Source organism: Paenibacillus liaoningensis (assembly GCF_059609455.1).
On sequence record NZ_JCAALU010000004.1, the window covers coordinates 120936 to 137449 of the forward strand.

At 48.6% G+C, this 16514-nt stretch carries 15 protein-coding genes; 12 read left to right on the forward strand and 3 right to left on the reverse strand.

Going from position 1 to position 16514, the window contains the following annotated elements; translation table 11 throughout:
* The first annotated feature begins 7 nt into the window (after positions 1–7).
* The 3 genes from AC6B99_RS06730 to AC6B99_RS06740 all read left to right on the forward strand — a co-directional run bounded on the left by AC6B99_RS06730 (position 8) and on the right by AC6B99_RS06740 (position 2694).
* Positions 8–520, forward strand: coding sequence for a VOC family protein (locus AC6B99_RS06730; protein WP_496663053.1), 513 nt, complete (start codon positions 8–10; stop codon positions 518–520).
* Positions 521–583: 63 nt separating this feature from the next.
* Positions 584–1468 carry a TolB family protein gene (locus AC6B99_RS06735; protein ID WP_496663054.1) on the forward strand — a complete coding sequence of 295 codons (885 nt, stop codon included), beginning with the start codon at positions 584–586 and terminating at the stop codon, positions 1466–1468.
* An 83-nt stretch (positions 1469–1551) separates the two neighbouring features.
* Positions 1552–2694: a Gfo/Idh/MocA family protein gene (locus AC6B99_RS06740; RefSeq protein ID WP_056035320.1), complete on the forward strand. Its 1143-nt coding sequence runs from the start codon at positions 1552–1554 to the stop codon at positions 2692–2694.
* Between the two features lie 98 nt (positions 2695–2792).
* Here AC6B99_RS06740 and AC6B99_RS06745 read toward each other — a convergent pair whose 3' ends face one another.
* Positions 2793–3341 (reverse strand): GNAT family N-acetyltransferase, encoded by a 549-nt coding sequence (locus tag AC6B99_RS06745; protein WP_496663055.1) that lies wholly within the window; start codon positions 3339–3341, stop codon positions 2793–2795.
* Positions 3342–3740: 399 nt separating this feature from the next.
* Between AC6B99_RS06745 and AC6B99_RS06750 the strand changes: the two genes are divergently transcribed.
* The gene (locus tag AC6B99_RS06750; protein WP_056035312.1) at positions 3741–4814 is read left to right on the forward strand and encodes a hypothetical protein; all 1074 of its coding nucleotides are present in this window, start codon (positions 3741–3743) and stop codon (positions 4812–4814) included.
* Positions 4815–4936: 122 nt separating this feature from the next.
* On the opposite strand, the gene AC6B99_RS06755 is transcribed toward AC6B99_RS06750, so the two are convergent.
* Positions 4937–6238 carry a hypothetical protein gene (locus AC6B99_RS06755; RefSeq protein ID WP_494883322.1) on the reverse strand — a complete coding sequence of 434 codons (1302 nt, stop codon included), beginning with the start codon at positions 6236–6238 and terminating at the stop codon, positions 4937–4939.
* 245 nt (positions 6239–6483) lie between these two features.
* Here AC6B99_RS06755 and AC6B99_RS06760 point away from each other — a divergent pair, with 245 nt between their 5' ends.
* The 8 genes from AC6B99_RS06760 (at position 6484) to thiM (ending at position 16234) form a co-directional block, all read left to right on the forward strand.
* Positions 6484–7371, forward strand: a complete 888-nt coding sequence (locus tag AC6B99_RS06760) for a glycoside hydrolase family 43 protein (protein ID WP_056035308.1) — start codon at positions 6484–6486, stop codon at positions 7369–7371.
* A 255-nt stretch (positions 7372–7626) separates the two neighbouring features.
* A complete protein-coding gene (locus AC6B99_RS06765) occupies positions 7627–9555 on the forward strand; it encodes a beta-glucoside-specific PTS transporter subunit IIABC (RefSeq protein ID WP_056035305.1) in 1929 nt (642 codons plus the stop codon).
* Positions 9556–9587: 32 nt separating this feature from the next.
* Complete coding sequence (gene licT / locus AC6B99_RS06770) at positions 9588–10424, forward strand: BglG family transcription antiterminator LicT (RefSeq protein WP_056035302.1); 837 nt, start codon at positions 9588–9590, stop codon at positions 10422–10424.
* Between the two features lie 38 nt (positions 10425–10462).
* Positions 10463–11920 (forward strand): glycoside hydrolase family 1 protein, encoded by a 1458-nt coding sequence (locus tag AC6B99_RS06775; RefSeq protein ID WP_496663056.1) that lies wholly within the window; start codon positions 10463–10465, stop codon positions 11918–11920.
* 35 nt (positions 11921–11955) lie between these two features.
* Positions 11956–12228, forward strand: a complete 273-nt coding sequence (locus AC6B99_RS06780) for an HPr family phosphocarrier protein (RefSeq protein ID WP_496663057.1) — start codon at positions 11956–11958, stop codon at positions 12226–12228.
* Positions 12221–13933, forward strand: coding sequence for a phosphoenolpyruvate--protein phosphotransferase (gene ptsP, locus AC6B99_RS06785; RefSeq protein WP_494862156.1), 1713 nt, complete (start codon positions 12221–12223; stop codon positions 13931–13933). Before AC6B99_RS06780 ends, ptsP begins: the two co-directional genes overlap by 8 nt.
* A gap of 98 nt (positions 13934–14031) precedes the next feature.
* Positions 14032–15204, forward strand: coding sequence for a benzoate/H(+) symporter BenE family transporter (locus AC6B99_RS06790; RefSeq protein ID WP_496663058.1), 1173 nt, complete (start codon positions 14032–14034; stop codon positions 15202–15204).
* 193 nt (positions 15205–15397) lie between these two features.
* Complete coding sequence (thiM, locus tag AC6B99_RS06795; protein ID WP_056035291.1) at positions 15398–16234, forward strand: hydroxyethylthiazole kinase; 837 nt, start codon at positions 15398–15400, stop codon at positions 16232–16234.
* A 134-nt stretch (positions 16235–16368) separates the two neighbouring features.
* Here thiM and AC6B99_RS06800 read toward each other — a convergent pair whose 3' ends face one another.
* Positions 16369–16506 (reverse strand): hypothetical protein, encoded by a 138-nt coding sequence (locus AC6B99_RS06800; RefSeq protein ID WP_200931617.1) that lies wholly within the window; start codon positions 16504–16506, stop codon positions 16369–16371.
* Between the last annotated feature and the right edge of the window lie 8 nt (positions 16507–16514).

Genomic DNA, 16514 nt, shown 5'->3' on the forward strand with positions numbered 1-16514 from the left:
AAAAAAAATGATGACTCAATCGCCACCTGTAATGACCCAGATCTGCCTTGTCGTTCATGATGCGAAGCAGGCCAGCGCCAATTGGTCCAAGGTGCTCGGCGTCCAGCAGGCGCCTGTAGAAATATTCCCAACGGAAGGCTTGCTTCACTATACGCATGAGAAGGCCTCTGAATATAGCGGCTGCAAGGTCGCCAAATATGAGCTGGGGAATTTCATACTAGAGCTTATGCAGCCAGCGGAAACGCCGAGTCCATGGAGAACCTTCTTGGACAATAACGGACAAGGCGTATTCCATTTCTGCCTGTTTGTAGATGACCGGAAGGCAATGTATGACACGCTGGAGGGCATCGGAGCAGAACAGCCATATCATGTCGGCTATTTCGGCAAAGGCTCATACAGCTATGTAGACACGAAAGCGCAGCTTGGGTTAGAGCTCAGCATTAACAACTTGGCTGACACTAGCCAATTAATGGAGCTCCTGGTCAAAGGGCTGGCCAAGCCTTTAGACGAAGTGAAATAAGCGGATTAATCGCATCAGACATGAAATCACAAGCTATTTTAAATATCAGAGGGGGATTGAAAAGTGGACATTCATGCGCTCAGAGCTTTGATGAAGCAGCGGGATAGCTACAGCCTATTGGAAACGCTCGATATCGTTACGGGGGAACGGACGGTTTTACGAGAATTCGACTACGTCATTGAAGCTCCGAATTGGACGCAGGACGGCCGATTTCTAGTTTATAACGGCAATGGCCGCATGTACGCCTATGAATTGGACAGCCAAACGGTTAAGCAGATTGAAACCGGATTTGCGATCGATTGCAACAACGATCATTTGCTTTCTCCCGACGGCACGAGGCTTGCGGTCAGCCATTTTACGGAAGAGGATGCAAGCTCCCGAATTTACGTGCTGCCACTCGAAGGAGGAACGCCGGAACTTGTAACGCCGAATGCTCCTAGCTATTTGCATGGATGGTCTCCTGACGGCTCGACGCTTGCTTATTGTGCGGAAAGAAAGGGTCAATACGATATTTATACGATTGCTGTGAGCGGCGGCGACGAAACACAGCTGACCGATGTTCCAGGAAGCTTGGATGATGGACCTGAATATTCCCCATGCGGCCGTTGGATCTGGTTCAATTCGACGCGAAGCGGCCTCATGCAAATTTGGCGGATGGACGCTGACGGGGAAAATCAGGAGCAAATGACTTTTGACGATGCGAACAGCTGGTTCCCGCATGTGTCTCCCGATGGCAAATGGGTATGTTATGTGGCCTACCGCACCGAAGATGTTGCCCCCGGCGAGCACCCGCCGAACAAACAAGTGGAGCTTCGCTTAATGCCTGCCGAAGGCGGAGCGTCCCGCACGATTGCCAAGCTGTTCGGCGGTCAAGGCACGATTAACGTCAATTCATGGGCGCCGGACAGCCGCAGGCTTGCCTTTGTTTCGTACCGCTTGAAGGCTTAACGTTCTAATCCCGGATGAACAAAGGACGATTCTCTTTTTCTGGGCGTGAGCTATTTTTTATAATATAGAAGGGGTTGACTAGGATGACAGCTTTGAAACCTGTAAAAGTAGCTACTATTGGATGCGGAGCGATTAGCGACGCCTATTTAAGCACGATGATTAACCAGTTTCGTATATTAGAGGTCGTCGGCTGCTATGATCGTAATTTGGACAAGACCGAGCGCACTGCCGAAAAATACAACATTAAAGCGCTCACCATGCAACAAATTTTGGAAGATGACTCTATTGAGCTCGTTGTTAATTTGACTGCTTCGACCGCCCATTACAGTGTCGTCAAGCAGCTGCTGGAAGCTGGCAAGCATGTTTATACCGAGAAGGTGCTGGCGCTGGAGCTGGAGGAAGCGGCCGAGCTCGTGAGAATTGCGGATGAAAAAAACCTATACCTTGGCGTCGCCCCGGATACGTTCCTTGGAGCTAGCATTCAGACCGCCAGATATGTAGTCGAAAGCGGGATGATCGGAACGATTACATCCGCTCACTGCGCCTTAAGCAGGGATGTATCCCTCTTCGCGGAGCTGTCTCCGAATGCGATTAAGCCCGGCGCGGGTATTGGTTTTGACGTGGGCATTTATTATATTACCGCTTTGCTGAGCCTTTTGGGACCTGTGGCGGAGGTTTCCGGAATTGCGAAGACGCTGAACAAGGAACGGCAGCATTATTATATGGAGAAGCTCGATGAGTCCTACGAAATCCAGTGTGAAAATCTAATGGCCGGCACGCTGCAATTTGCGAGCGGGGCGGTCGGCAGCATGCTGTTTGACTCCAATTCCATACTGATTGTCCCAGAGAAGCCTACGCTGGTGCTGTACGGCACGGATGGCGTGATGTATATGTCAGATCCTAACCTTTTTGGAGGGGAAGTCAACGTTATATTGAAGGGGAACACGGAGCCGATGGTGATGCAGCAATCCCATAGCTTCACGCAGGAGAGCAGAGGACTTGGCGTTGCAGAAATGGCATGGTCCATGCGCAAGGGCAGAGCGAACCGGGCCAGCAAGGAGATGGGCTATCATGCGCTGGAAATTTTACACAGCATCGTAAAAAGCGGCGAGACGAAGCGGCACATCGCTCTGCAATCGACCTTTACGAACATGCCGGCTTTGCCGAGAGGCTATGTGACTAATTCCCATTTTAAATTTCAGGAAGAGTCTGGACTTGCTTATTAAAGCAGCCGGGCAGTAGGAAAATAGCAAATAGTAAAAGATTGTAATGTAAAAGGGGCGCTCTTTGTTGAGTGCTCCTTTCATATATGATTCATATTGACTCAACTATCGTACTTCTTTAGCCCAATTAGTCGTTTTGAATAGCAATGTCTATTCTTGCCTCCGTACATCAGTCGTGTAAACTGAAGAGTAAAACCTGCAGCTTCTAGATTATGAATACTTGTATGGTTCTGAGGATGCACAGTTGAATATAGGTACAGGCATTCTTTTTCCACCGCACGCTTTTCTCTCAGCTCATGAAAGAAGCTTTGTAGACCAAGCCCGCGAGCGGATTCATGGACTACAGTTGAATCCAATACTGCAACAAAGGGCAATTCTTTTTCTGGTACTCCAAATTCAGTTCCTAGGTTACTCTCACTTACACCGGGAAATGCCAAAACTGAATAAGCAACTAATTTCCCATTATGAAAAGCACCGTATACCTCACCCTTTCCATTCATAAGCTCGAGGAAGTAATCTTCGTCATTCATTGCAGAAAGATCCTGGAAAGGCAGCCGTGAAATTACCTCAAGCATAAGCGCTCGTATATCTTGAAGTTCTTGATGATATAAACGTCGTATCTCAAATGGGTAACCTTCTTTTATACGCAATGTTAGAGTCCCCCTGACGGATTTTTGTTTTGCTCTGTTGAAATTACAAGTTCTTCGTTTATCCTATACAAAATCATTATTGTTGTAAATACAATAAAAAACGACTGGTAGGTGACCGAACAACAGAAAAAGGTAAGCAAGCGTCCTCTTTTCTGTAAAGAGTTAGAAAAATGATTGTGGTAGAGCGGGAATGGTTGGATGGAGGCTGTTTAGTGGGGCTACTCGAACCAATTGGTCGAAAAGGATTGCAGCCTGTTAACTAATACGTTACAATTATAGGATAATTATTACAAATAAGGATGCAAGAAGGGGTGTTTTGCTGCGGTTTATTCTTCATCTAGAGTTTCTCAAAAAATAATTGTGACAAGCCCTCAATTATAATGAGAAAGGAAGGATCGTTTGACAAAAAAGATGCTGCCTGTAACGATACCAATAGTTGTGGGGTACAAAAGATATTCCCATTTTTTAGCAGTAATGAGTAATGATGAAAAGTCTCAAGCCTGGATATTGAATCATTTTATACAGCTGTATACAGATAAGCCCTTCGATAAAGACATTCATTGGCTGAGCTTTTATTTAGGGGAGCCCCTCATTTGGAGGCACAACAATAACCCGTGGATTTATACGCAAGAAATAGAATTGAGTCTAATTAACCAATTGACTCCATTAGATGAGTTCATTATTAGCTGCATTGACAACAATCAATATGTTTATATAAATTGCGATTATTTTTATGTGCCTTATTCGAATTTTTATGGGAAGGCCAATAGAAGAAGCCAATTGCTTATTACGGGCTATGATTTGGAGAAAAATGAATTTACGCTGATGGATTATTTCAACGCCCAGTACATGGCTGTCACCATCTCCATCCCGGCGCTTGTTCATGCTGCGAAACAGGGGATTTATGGACAAGTGTTAAATCGCTCCAAAATCGTGGTCATTGAATTAAATCAAGTCGAGCATTATGAATTTAATTTTTCGTTAGCGAGCAAGCTGCTGAAGGATTATTTGTACGCTAGAAATTCATACGAACGAATGCCTTTATTCACGAAGCCGAGGGAGCAGGCCTCATACGGCATCGATGTTTATACGGATTTACAGCATTTTCTTGATCGGATTGAACAACAGAGCACCGCGCATTCAAGCTTGCCTTTTCATATTTTGTATGAGCATAAAAAATGCATGCGCTTACTTTTTGACTATTTAAGCAAGACAGGAAGGATTAAGCCGTCAGCTGCGTTAGCTGATGAATTTGCACTTTTAGTCGACAAAACGCTTGTGCTGCGCAATCTCTATCTGAAACTCGAAATTAGTGAGGACCTGCTCCTCATTGGCAAAATGAAGCAATGTGTGGAAACGATTAAAGCTTTGGAAATTTCAGCGCTTGAGAAGCTGATTGGGTTCATTGATGACGCGGGCAGCATTAATTTGAAGCAGGAGACGCTGGATGAAGCGTCCTCCGTGCATAGCTGAGGCTTTGGTTTGAAAAATGCAAGGCTGACGATGGGCATTAATCCATCGTCAGCCTTTTGCAATTCATAAAGATTGAGAGGCTGCTCTGCTGCTGCAGAGTGCCCGCTTATTACGCCCCATTTTTAACCTTGTTCATATATAAGGGTTCGCCCATCCTCGGAAATGCGCGGTTCCGCCTTGGCGGCCGAATCCTTGACCGGTGCTGCTGGCGCTGCATCAGCGGGCTTTTTCACTTTATGAATGACATCATAGCTGTAGTAGCTAATATCCGTTTCTTCTATGTCATAATTCGTAGTGTTTTTTAGTGCATAGGTATAGGCTTTGATGAGAGCGACGTTAGAATCAAGCCACCGAACGACTTCTATCGCTGAATGATCGCCTGCCGCGGCTTTCAACGAAGCAATAGGCAGTCCATCATGGTCATAAAAATGAATTTGCTGAGGAGCCAGCTTTAAGTAATCAATATCGATGCCTGTAATGCGATGCCGCTGCTCTGGAGCCGTATCCATCCAGGCCACGGTGCCTGCCGGATTCCATTTCATCAATTCGGAGGCGACATAGCGTTTTTCCGGAAGTTTAACACTTTTAAGCGGTTGTCCGTCAGCCGTGTAAAAAGTAACCTCCCCGCTTTCATCGTTGTGGGCGAAACGTTCAAAGTCAGGTGAAACGAACAAGGAAGGGGCTCCGGTCGTCGAATGAGGGATGACGCGGAGCAACTTTTCCGGCACCCGATCCTGGTTGTCCTCGCCTTGCAGGTCGAAAAACCACACTTTCCCCAAATAGCTCTGCATAAACAGCTGCTGCTTCTCTTCGTTCCATTGATATTGATAAATGTAATCGTAGTCGTCAGCCAGCGGCCAAAAATCCTCTCTAATCCGTGCCATTTCACCTGATTTTGCATTTAAAGTGGACAGGTGGTAGCGACCACTGTCGCCAATGATTTCCGGTTCAAGAAACACGAGCCGTTCCTCGTCCAGTTTGAGAAGCTGCCGCTCCTTCCCGGGATGAAAAGAATTGTACCAGCGATTGTTGGAATCGGTAATCGTCTCGCTCCATTCGACCTTTACCTCGTCCTGTCCGGGGCGGTGGGAAAGAAGCGCATTTGTAACGTTATCGTCGCCGCGGTACAGATTGACCATGTGATAGATGCTTCCTTGAAGCTCGACAGGAGGGCTGCTGCTCATTGAATAATGGCCGAAAGAAGCGGGTAAAGCTGCACTTAGGCTGCCATCGGCGTTGCGGCTCGTTGTAAAGCTCAGGCTGCTCAGCTCAGCAGCCGAATTCGTAACGGCAGCCGCAGGCTGAGCCGTTGAAATGGGCTTCTCGGTTGCTGTGGGTGTCCCTATTTGGCTATCATTCGAACAACCACTTATTAAGAGGCTGAATAAAATACAGCCTTGAACGGTTATATGTTTTGCTTTCATGTTTGCACTTCCCTTAGTGAAATAAACGATTAATTATTTTCCTGCATTTTCATTTCAGACGAATATACGCACAATTTGTTGCATGCTGGGTCACAATTAGCACAGAGTTGTCTCCTTCAAAAAAAGATTGCGATCAGGCCCTTCAAATTATATGATGAGGTAAGGTTAATTTATATGCTCTTTAATTAATGATTTCATTAATTCATTTGTGAATACGATTAAAATAGCGCAAAGGGGCGTTTCATTTGAGCAAAAAACAGCTGGGAGATATTCATTTTCGCGATCCATATATACTAGTCGACCAAACACGCCAAAAATATTATTTGTACGGCTCCACCGGGCAAAATGTATGGAGCGGCAAAGCGCTAGGCTTTGACGTTTATGAGAGCGACGATCTCGCTGAGTGGGAGGGGCCCATTGCGTGCTTCCGGCCTGAGCCGGACTTCTGGTCGGACCATCACTATTGGGCACCGGAGGTGTACGAGTGGGAAGGCCGCTATTATATGTTCGCCAGCTTCAAAGCGGACGGCATTCCGCGGGTAACGGGCGTTCTGGCGGCAGACCAGCCGCAAGGGCCGTTCGAGCCATGGAGCCGGGCGCTGACCCCGCCGGATTGGGAATGCCTGGATGGCACGCTGTTCATCGACAATGATGGCGATCCGTGGATGGTGTTCTGCAAGGAGTGGGTGCAGGTACAGGACGGCGAAATGTATGCGGTGCGGATTACTCGTGATTTCAAGCAAGCTATTGGCGAGCCGGTCTTATTGTTCAAAGCTTCGGATGCTGTGTGGTCGGTCGGCGGTGGCGACAATCAGCAAAACTACGTCACGGACGGCCCTTTCCTATATCGCATGGCAAATGGCGAGCTGGTCATGATGTGGTCGACGTCTGGTCAGGAAGGCTATACGATGGGTATTGCCCGCTCGGCTTCCGGGCAAATTACAGGGCCATGGATTCAGGACGCCGAGCCATTGTTTGCGAAGGACGGGGGCCATGGCATGCTGTTTAGAACGTTTGAAGGCCAGCTATGCCTGACCATTCATGCGCCTAACAAGCACCCGCAGGAGCGTCCCGTCATTTTCCGCTTGGAAGAAGCGGATGGCCAATTTATTTTGCTTGATCAAATGGAATAAACGGCATGTCGGCAAAAAAGATTTGCAATTTCTAAACATCTGGCTATAATAGGGCTAAGCGCTTATTTACCAAACAGCTCGAGACTAAACAATCAAGCTTCACAACCAATAACTTCATATTTTATCCAATACAGGCATGTTACTGTTCGGCAGGCAAGACCTAGATTGGGTAGGTAATCTTTACTTTTACCTGCCCGTCTTAGGTCTTTTTTTGTTGCCTATATTTGCATGCTTACAATCTCTGGAGGGAACATTATGAACTACAAAGAGACGGCGAAGTCCATCCTGGACAAGGTTGGCGGCGAAAGCAACATTTCCAGCGTCATCCACTGCTCGACCCGGCTGAGAATGACCTTGAAAACCCCGGCGAAAGCGCAGACAGAGGCGATTAAACAGCTGGATGGCGTTTTGGATGTCGTCAATAGCAGCGGGCAATATCAAATTATTATTGGCAATGATGTAGGTTATGTGTACAGGGAGCTAGCCCAAATGACCACTATTGATGCAGAATCTGGCAGCGTTAAACGGGAAAAAGGGTTTAAAGCGGGGTTCAACCTGTTCGCCGGCACCATTTCGGGCATTATCCAGCCAGTCATTCCGGCGATTGCCGCTGCCGGGATGTTGAAAGCGCTTTTAGTGCTTGTTACTTCGTTAGGCTGGTTGGCTAAAGAGAATCAAGTGTATGTGATTCTATCGATTGTCGGCGATGCAGCGTTTTATTTCCTGCCGATTTTACTCGCATTCACGAGTGCGCAGAAGTTCAAAGTTAATCCGTATGTGGCGGTATCGATTGCGGGCGTGCTGCTTCATCCGAATTTGACGGCTTTGTTCAACAGCAAGGTGCCGATCGCTTTTCTCGGCATGCCAATACCTGTCGTCCAATATGCTTCGACGGTGATCCCGATTATTCTTATTGTGTGGTTCATGTCCTACATTGAGCGATTTGCCGATAAGGTATCGCCAGGGCCCGTTAAAATTTTTCTGAAGCCGTTAATTGTCCTGCTTATCGTTGTGCCTGTCGGCTTGATCGTCATTGGGCCGCTCGGAACTTATGTAGGCAATGGCTTATCTACGGGAGTCTATTGGATTCAGGATCGGGCTGGTTGGCTGACGGTTGCGCTCATGGCGATTATTTTGCCATTCATCGTCATGTTCGGCATGCACAAAGTATTTTATCCCGTCGTATTTACATCTCTTGCTTCGCCGGGTTATGACACATTGCTGCTGGTTGCAATGCTTTCCTACAATATTGCTCAAGGCTCTGGTGCTTTGGCGGTTGCTTTCAAGACGAAGGATGCCAAGCTCAAGTCGCTGGCAATTTCAGCAGGCATTTCAGGTTTGTTCGGCATTACAGAGCCAGCGTTGTATGGCGTTCATTTGCGCTTAAAGAAAACGATGATCGGCTGTATGATCGGTGCGGGAATAGCCGGAGCTTACTCCGGTATTGTCCAGCTAAAAGCTTATGCAGCGGTCGGTCCTGGACTTGCTTCGCTTCCCATGTACATTAGCTCGGATTCTTCGGCTAACATAATAAATGCAATTGTCACATTGATCATTTCGGCAGTAATTACGTTCCTTGCGGTTTATTTCATTGGTTTTCAGGATACGGCTCAATCAGCTGCAGCTGGAAATGGAACGGTTGTCCCACCCGCTTCCTCCACTACGCTAACGCAGCAGGCTGGAGCGTCTGAGCAAGCAAAACAGACACCGCAAACGATTAAATCCAATGCAAAAAGCTATATTTACAGCCCGCTGGAAGGAACAAGCGTCGCTCTTCGCAACATTAAAGACGAGGCGTTCTCCAAAGAGCTGATGGGCAAAGGCATGGCCGTTCGTCCTAGTGCCGGAAGGGTAGTCGCTCCTTTTGACGGCACGCTGGAGACACTGACTCGTTCGAAGCATGCTTTAGGGTTAAAGTCTGCTTCCGGCGTGGAATTGCTTATTCATATCGGCCTCGACACGGTGAAGCTGAAAGGCCAGCATTTTACGGCTCATGCAGCAGCGGGTGACGTCATTAAACAAGGGCAGCTTCTCGTTGAATTTGACCTTGAGGCCATCAAGCAAGCTGGCTATGATACGACGACTCCGGTCATTGTAACGAATACCGCGGATTATTTGGAAATTGTGACCCAGGATGAAAATAGTCCGGCAGGTCCCGATACGCGGCTGGTGACCGTTATATAAATTAAATATTATCAACGACGGGGTGCTCGCAGATGAAAGTAATCAAAATCCTCAACAGCAGCGTTGTTCTCGCCAAACGCGACGATCAGAAGGAAGTGATTGTGCTTGGGAAGGGAATCGGCTACAACAGCAAGGCTGGCGATAAAATCAGGGAGAGCGACATTGAAAAAATCTATGTGCCGCAAAGCGACGATATTTTCGCTAACCTGTCCAAGCTGATGAAGGAAATTCCCGAGGACTATCTTTTTCTGGCAGATGAAATTATAACGTTTGCGAAGGGGCGTTTGAACAAGCCGCTCAGCGAGCATCTCTACGTTGCTTTAACCGATCATCTGCATATGGCGGTCAAACGGTTCAAGGTTAATATGACGATTCAAAACCGGCTGCTGTGGGAAGTGAAAAAGTTTTACCCGTTTGAATTCAGCATTGGCGAATATGCGCTAGGGTTGATAGAGCAGCGGCTGGGTGTTGCTCTGCCTGAGGAGGAAGCGGCGAATATTGCTTTCCACTTGGTCAATGCCCAGCAAACGGAAGATAATATGAGCCAGGTTATTTTAATGACGGATACGTATAAAGATATTCTTCAAATGATTAAGCAATATTTCGATATTGAGCTGGAACCGCAGTCGATCAGTTATTCGCGATTTATGACGCATTTGCAATTTTTCATTCAGCGGCTGACGGAGAACAAAATGCTCGATTCTGACGATCACGCATTGGCTGACCAAATCGTAGGCATGTACCCCGAAGTGAATAAATGCGTGCTGAAAATCAAGCAGTATATAGAAAAGAAGTTTGGCTATTCGATTTCGGACGAAGAGAAAATGTATCTCATTTTGCATATTAAACGGGTCGTTTCAAGAGGCTAGCCGTTATAAACAGGCAATAGAAGATAGGAGTGGAACAGATGAGCAGCAATTTTCGCAAATTTCCTGAAGGTTTTTTATGGGGCGGCGCCATCGCCGCCAATCAGGTCGAGGGCGGCTGGAACGAAGGCGGCAAAGGGCTTTCGACCGCCGATGTAGCGATGTATCGGAAGCATTTAAGCAAAGCGGATTATAAGAAGCATAACTCGATCAGCGAGGAGCAGATTAAAGAGGCGATGGAGACGGCGGATGCCTCAGAGTATCCGAAGCGCAGAGGCATTGATTTTTATCATCGTTATCCCGAAGATATCGCTTTGTTTGCCGAAATGGGCTTCAAGGTGCTGCGGGTATCCATTGCCTGGTCGCGGATTTTTCCAAATGGCAATGAAACGGAGCCGAATGAGGCGGGGCTGCAATTTTATGACGATTTGTTCGATGAGCTGATCAAGCATGGCATAGAACCGCTCGTGACCTTGTCCCACTATGAAATGCCGCTTTATCTTGTCAACGAGTATGGCGGCTGGACGAGCCGGGAAGTGGTCGACTTTTTTGTCCGGTTCTGCCAAACGGTGTTCGAGCGTTATAAACATAAGGTCAAGCAATGGATTACGTTTAATGAAATTGACAGCATTATCCGCCATCCGTTTACGAGCGGAGGAATGGTTCCGGACCGTTTCGAAAATTTGGAGCAATCCGTTTATCAGGCTTTGCATCATCAATTTATTGCTAGCGCCCTTGCCGTCAAGTATTGCCATGAGATTGTGGCAGACTCGCAAATTGGCTGTATGCTGACCTGCCTGATCAAATATCCGAATACGCCCAACCCGAAAGATGTGCTCGTCGCGTATCAGGACAACCAGTTTAATTTATTTTTCACCGACGTTCAGGTGCGCGGCGCTTATCCGAAATATATTGAGCGCTTGTTCCGGGAGAAGGGCATACAGCTTGAAAAGCATGCGGGCGACGATGAGCTGCTAAAAGCACATACCGTAGATTTTATTTCCTTCAGCTACTACATGTCTCTCGTGACGAGTGTGGATAGCGAACGTATGGAGCAGGTTAGCGGCAATACAATCGGCGGGGTTAAAAATCCGTATTTGGAAACGAGTGAATGGGGCTGGCAAATTGATGCTGTCGGTTTAAGGATTTTTCTCAATGACTTGTACAATCGCTATCAGGTGCCCTTATTCATCGTGGAAAATGGGATGGGCGCTCACGATAAAGTGGAAGAGGACGGCAGCATCCAGGACGATTACCGCATCTCTTATTTCCAGCAGCATCTAGAGCAAATGCATGAGGCAATACTCGACGGTGTTGAACTCATCGGATATACGAGCTGGGGCTGTATTGATCTAATCAGCTATTCGTCCTCCGAAATGGAAAAACGCTACGGCTTTATTCACGTTGACCAGGATAATGACGGAAATGGAACACTTGCTAGAACACCGAAGAAAAGCTTTTATTGGTACAAGGACGTTATCTCGAATAACGGGCTTTAATATAAATATAAACAATGGATGAGGAGCGAGAAATCATGCAAAAAACATTTAAAATTACAGACGAAGACGGAATCCACGCAAGACCGGCGACAGCGCTTGTCAATACGGCGAGCAAGTTTGAAACGGAAGTCTACGCAGAAGCAAATGGTAAAAAGGTAACGCTGAAATCCATTCTCGGCCTATTGTCCTTCGATCTTGAAGCGGGTGAGCTGATTACCTTTAGTGCAGACGGAGCAGACGCGGCAGAAGCGATTTCAGCTTTGGAAGATGTAATGACGCAAGCGGAGCTTGGTGTTGTTCATGCTTAAAATAACGGGCATCGCGGCAGCGGATGGCATTGCTATCGCCAAAGCGATGATATTAAAATCGGCATCGCTCATTGTAGAAAAGCGGAAGGTGGATGATCTGGCTTTGGAAATGACCCGCCTTCATGAAGCGCTGGGCAAATCCAAGATCGAGCTCCAGCAAATTAAGCAGCGGGCGCTTGAAGAGCTGGGCGAGGAGAAGGCGGAAATATTTGAAGCGCATCTGCTTGTGCTCAGCGATCCCGAACTGGTAGGCCCGATCGAGGAGAAAATCCAAAGCGAGCGTGTCAACGCGGAATTTGCGCTGCAAGAGGTATCGGCGATTCTCGTACAGATGTTCGAAAATATGAAAAGCGCCTACCTTCGCGAGCGTGCCGCTGATATGCGCGATGTATCGAAACGCGTACTTTCCCATTTGCTTGGTGTGGAGCTTCAGGATTTGACCGCCATTCATGAGGAGGTTATTTTGGTAGCCGAGGACTTGACGCCGTCGGATACGGCGCAGCTCAATCCAAGCTTCGTTAAAGGCTTCGCGACGAATATTGGAGGACGGACCTCCCACTCCGCCATTATGGCGCGAACGCTGCAAATTCCGGCTGTTGTCGGCACGAAGGAAATTATGGAGCAGGTGCAAAGCGGAGATTTGCTCATTATTGATGGCTTGGCAGGGGAAGTTATTTTGCATCCTGATGCGGCCACCATTGAAGGCTACAAAATCAAGCAAGCCGAGTATGAAGCGAGGCGGGCGGAATGGGCGAAGCTGCGGAATGAACCAACCGTAACCAAGGACGGTATTCATGTCGAGCTGGCGGCAAACATCGGAACACCGGCGGATGTGGCAGCTGTTCTAGGCAACGGCGGCGAAGCAGTGGGGCTGTTCCGCACCGAGTTTTTGTATATGGGCAGAGAAAGCATGCCTTCGGAGAAGGAGCAATTTAACGCTTATAAAGCTGTGCTGCAAAAAATGGAAGGGAAGCCGGTCGTCGTGCGTACGCTCGACATTGGCGGTGACAAGGAGCTTCCTTATTTGAATATGCCAAAGGAAATGAATCCGTTTCTGGGCTTCCGTGCGGTAAGGCTTTGCCTCGAGCAGCAGGATATGTTCCGCACGCAGCTGCGAGCTTTATTGCGCGCCAGCGTCTTCGGCAATCTGCGCATTATGTTTCCCATGATTGCGACGCTGGAGGAGTTCCGGTCAGCGAAAGCGATTCTCGAAGAAGAGCGGGCAAAGCTTCTTTCCGAAGAAAAAGCGGTGTCGGATGACATCCAGGTCGGCATTATGGTGGAAATTCCGTCAACAGCAGTACTTGCAGACCAGTTTGCGAAGGAAGTTGATTTTTTCAGCATCGGCACGAATGATTTGATTCAATATACGATGGCGGCGGACCGAATGAATGAGCGGGTTTCCTATTTGTATCAACCGTATAATCCTGCCGTGCTGCGTCTGATCAAAAATGTCATTGATGCTGCCCATGCAGCGGGCAAATGGACGGGCATGTGCGGTGAAATGGCTGGCGATCAAACCGCTATTCCGCTGCTGCTCGGGCTCGGACTGGATGAATTCAGCATGAGCGCAAGCTCGATTCTTCCCGCTCGCAGCCTCATGGCGAAGCTGAATCAGGAAGAGATGAAGCAGCTTGCTGCGAAGGCGCTGATGTGCGGGACAGGACATGAGGTTGTACAATTAGTAGAAGAAATACTAGAATAAGAGGATGTGTGTAAAGCTGGCTGTCATTTCAGCCAGCTTTATGCTGTTATTTTTCCTTGCAGCAGGAGTGTTAGGGAAGGGAGCATGAAGGAAAACGTATGCTGAACACAAAAAATATTTCGAGCGGACTCGCGACAGCGATTATGGCCTGTACAGGCGGCGCGGTGCTCATTATACAAGCTGCCGATGCGCTTGGACTTAGCCGGGCGGAAGCTTTATCGTGGCTGTTTGCGGTTTATGTGATTGGCGGGGCACTGAATTTGTGGCTTATCCTCCGCTATAAAATGCCGTTTGCGGGCTGCCATTCGCTGACCGCGGTCGCTTTTCTAAGCGCGTCGGCGCTGCATTATCCGATAAAGGAGCTGGCGGGCAGCTTTATTATGGCAGGCGCGCTTATTGTCGTGCTTGGCGCCACCGGCTTATTCGGCAAGCTTCTAGGACTCATTCCAAAGCCGATGCTGGACGCGATGCTGGCGGGAATTGTCCTGCATTATGTCGTGGCGATTATTCCGGCTATTAAAGAGCTTCCAATGATCGGCTTAGTATCTTTTCTGGGCTTTCTTATCGTGCCTAGGCTGCATAAATCAATTCCGCCCTTGCTGGGAATGCTGGCATTTGGCGTCATCGGCCTGCTCATTTGGTATGACTTTCCTGCGGCTCAGGCAGCTGAATTCAGTATGCCGCACTGGATTAGTCCGTCCTTTACGACGGGCAGCTTTATCTCTATATCCGTCCCGGTTGCGATATTGATTTTGAGCAACGATATTGCGGTATCGCTGGCTGCCCTTAAGAAAAATGGCTACAATCCGCCAGTGAACAAGACGGTCGTCTTTTCGGGTCTCGGTACGCTGCTCGTAGGCTTTTTCGGCGGGCATGCCGTCAACGTCGGGGGCATGATGACCGCTTTATGCAGCAGCGAAGAAGCAGGCGAGAGGAAAAGCCGCATCTGGGCGGGGATCGTATGCAGCGTGCTGGTCATTATTTTCGGCCTGTTTGCCGGAGCGATGCTTGTGCTGATTAATCGGCTGCCATCGACGTTTATTGTACTTCTGTCAGGCTTTTCGCTGGCTGGGGTGCTGATTGGCAATCTGCAAGCTGTTTTTTCCGAAACGACGTACCGGTTTTCGACCTTGTTTGCCTTCATTATCGCGATTGCTAATGTATCTTTTTTTGGCATTTCATCCCCAGTCTGGTCTTTGCTGATTGGCTGTCTTATCGCCAAAGTATTGAAGGAAGGCAAGCCGAAACCATTAAATGGAGCAAGCGTTTAGAAGGAGCAGTAATAACGAGCAGCAATAAAGAGCACCGCCACAAACGGATGGGCAGAGAGAGCAGCAGATGCTCCGTGCCGATCCGTTTTTTTTATGCAGCTGTGCCAATCCTCATAGGTGTTCGCCCCAGCTTTGTGGTATATATAAGATTAAAAGGCCGCTCTAGTCATGCGGCAGAGAGGGATGTTTCTACATGGAAATCATACAAACGATTGCTGAATCATTGGAGGCGGTGCGCCGCAATAAGCCGCTCGTTCATCATATTACGAACTACGTGACGGTCAATGACTGCGCGAATATTGCGCTCGCTGTTGGCGCTTCGCCGATTATGGCGGATGAGCTGGAGGAAATGAACGATATCGTCGCCATTGCTTCGGCACTTGTCATTAATATCGGCACGCTGAACCGCCGCACGATCGAGTCAATGGTCGCCGCCGGGAAGCGGGCGAATGAGCGGGGCATTCCGGTTGTGCTCGATCCGGTGGGAGCGGGAGCCTCGGCCTTGCGCAATGCCGCGGTGGAGCAGCTGCTGCGCGAGGTGGAAATTAGCGTGCTGCGCGGCAATTTATCGGAAATCCGCTTTGCAGCAGGACTGGAATCGCTGACGAAGGGCGTCGACGCTTCAGAGGCCGACCTGGCCAGAAGCGAAGTGACCGCGCAGGAGGTTGCGGAGCGTGCAGCGAGCAAGCTTGGCTGCATCGTGGCACTTACCGGAGCGACCGATGTCATTAGCGATGGCGAGCGAACGCTGCTTATTCGCAACGGCGTACCGCAGCTGTCCGGTGTAACGGGCACCGGCTGTATGTGCTCCACGCTGATCGGCGCATTTTGCGGCGCCAAGCAGGAGGGGGATTTGCTGCTCGCGGCCGCGGCGGGCGTAGCTGCAATGGGCATTGCCGGCGAGCTTGCCGCAGAAGCAACGGAAGGCAAAGGCAGCGGCTCGTTCCACATTGCGATTATCGATGCGGTTAGCCGGATGGACGGCGAGCTGCTTGCTGGCCGAGCAATAATAGAAGCTGCTGAACTATAGCAGTTGAACTATAGCAGTTTTACGTTAATCGGATTCGAGCAAGTTTAAGAGGAGATGGATGCAGTCTAGACGTCGAAGGACGACGGACCGTCCATCTTTTTTTGTTAAATGTCCGTAAATGGACAGCTGCTGCTTTAACCGCTTCTATGCTCATCCCTATGCGCCGGAAGCTGCCAGCTTGGCTTTTCTCTCCGAAGCATAATGCCTTGGAACTGATACGCTTCAAGCTGCAAGTCCGTATCATAGACCACTATCCGCACTTCACGGGTCACTGTCTGCA

Excerpts from the sequence above, each read along its gene's own strand:
- AC6B99_RS06730 (WP_496663053.1), top strand. The coding sequence starts at position 8 with ATGATGACTCAATCGCCACCTGTAATGACCCAGATCTGCCTTGTCGTT.
- AC6B99_RS06740 (WP_056035320.1), top strand. The coding sequence starts at position 1,552 with ATGACAGCTTTGAAACCTGTAAAAGTAGCTACTATTGGATGCGGAGCG.
- AC6B99_RS06755 (WP_494883322.1), bottom strand. The coding sequence starts at position 6,238 with ATGAAAGCAAAACATATAACCGTTCAAGGCTGTATTTTATTCAGCCTC.
- AC6B99_RS06765 (WP_056035305.1), top strand. The coding sequence starts at position 7,627 with ATGAACTACAAAGAGACGGCGAAGTCCATCCTGGACAAGGTTGGCGGC.
- licT (WP_056035302.1), top strand. The coding sequence starts at position 9,588 with ATGAAAGTAATCAAAATCCTCAACAGCAGCGTTGTTCTCGCCAAACGC.
- AC6B99_RS06775 (WP_496663056.1), top strand. The coding sequence starts at position 10,463 with ATGAGCAGCAATTTTCGCAAATTTCCTGAAGGTTTTTTATGGGGCGGC.
- AC6B99_RS06780 (WP_496663057.1), top strand. The coding sequence starts at position 11,956 with ATGCAAAAAACATTTAAAATTACAGACGAAGACGGAATCCACGCAAGA.
- ptsP (WP_494862156.1), top strand. The coding sequence starts at position 12,221 with ATGCTTAAAATAACGGGCATCGCGGCAGCGGATGGCATTGCTATCGCC.
- AC6B99_RS06790 (WP_496663058.1), top strand. The coding sequence starts at position 14,032 with ATGCTGAACACAAAAAATATTTCGAGCGGACTCGCGACAGCGATTATG.
- thiM (WP_056035291.1), top strand. The coding sequence starts at position 15,398 with ATGGAAATCATACAAACGATTGCTGAATCATTGGAGGCGGTGCGCCGC.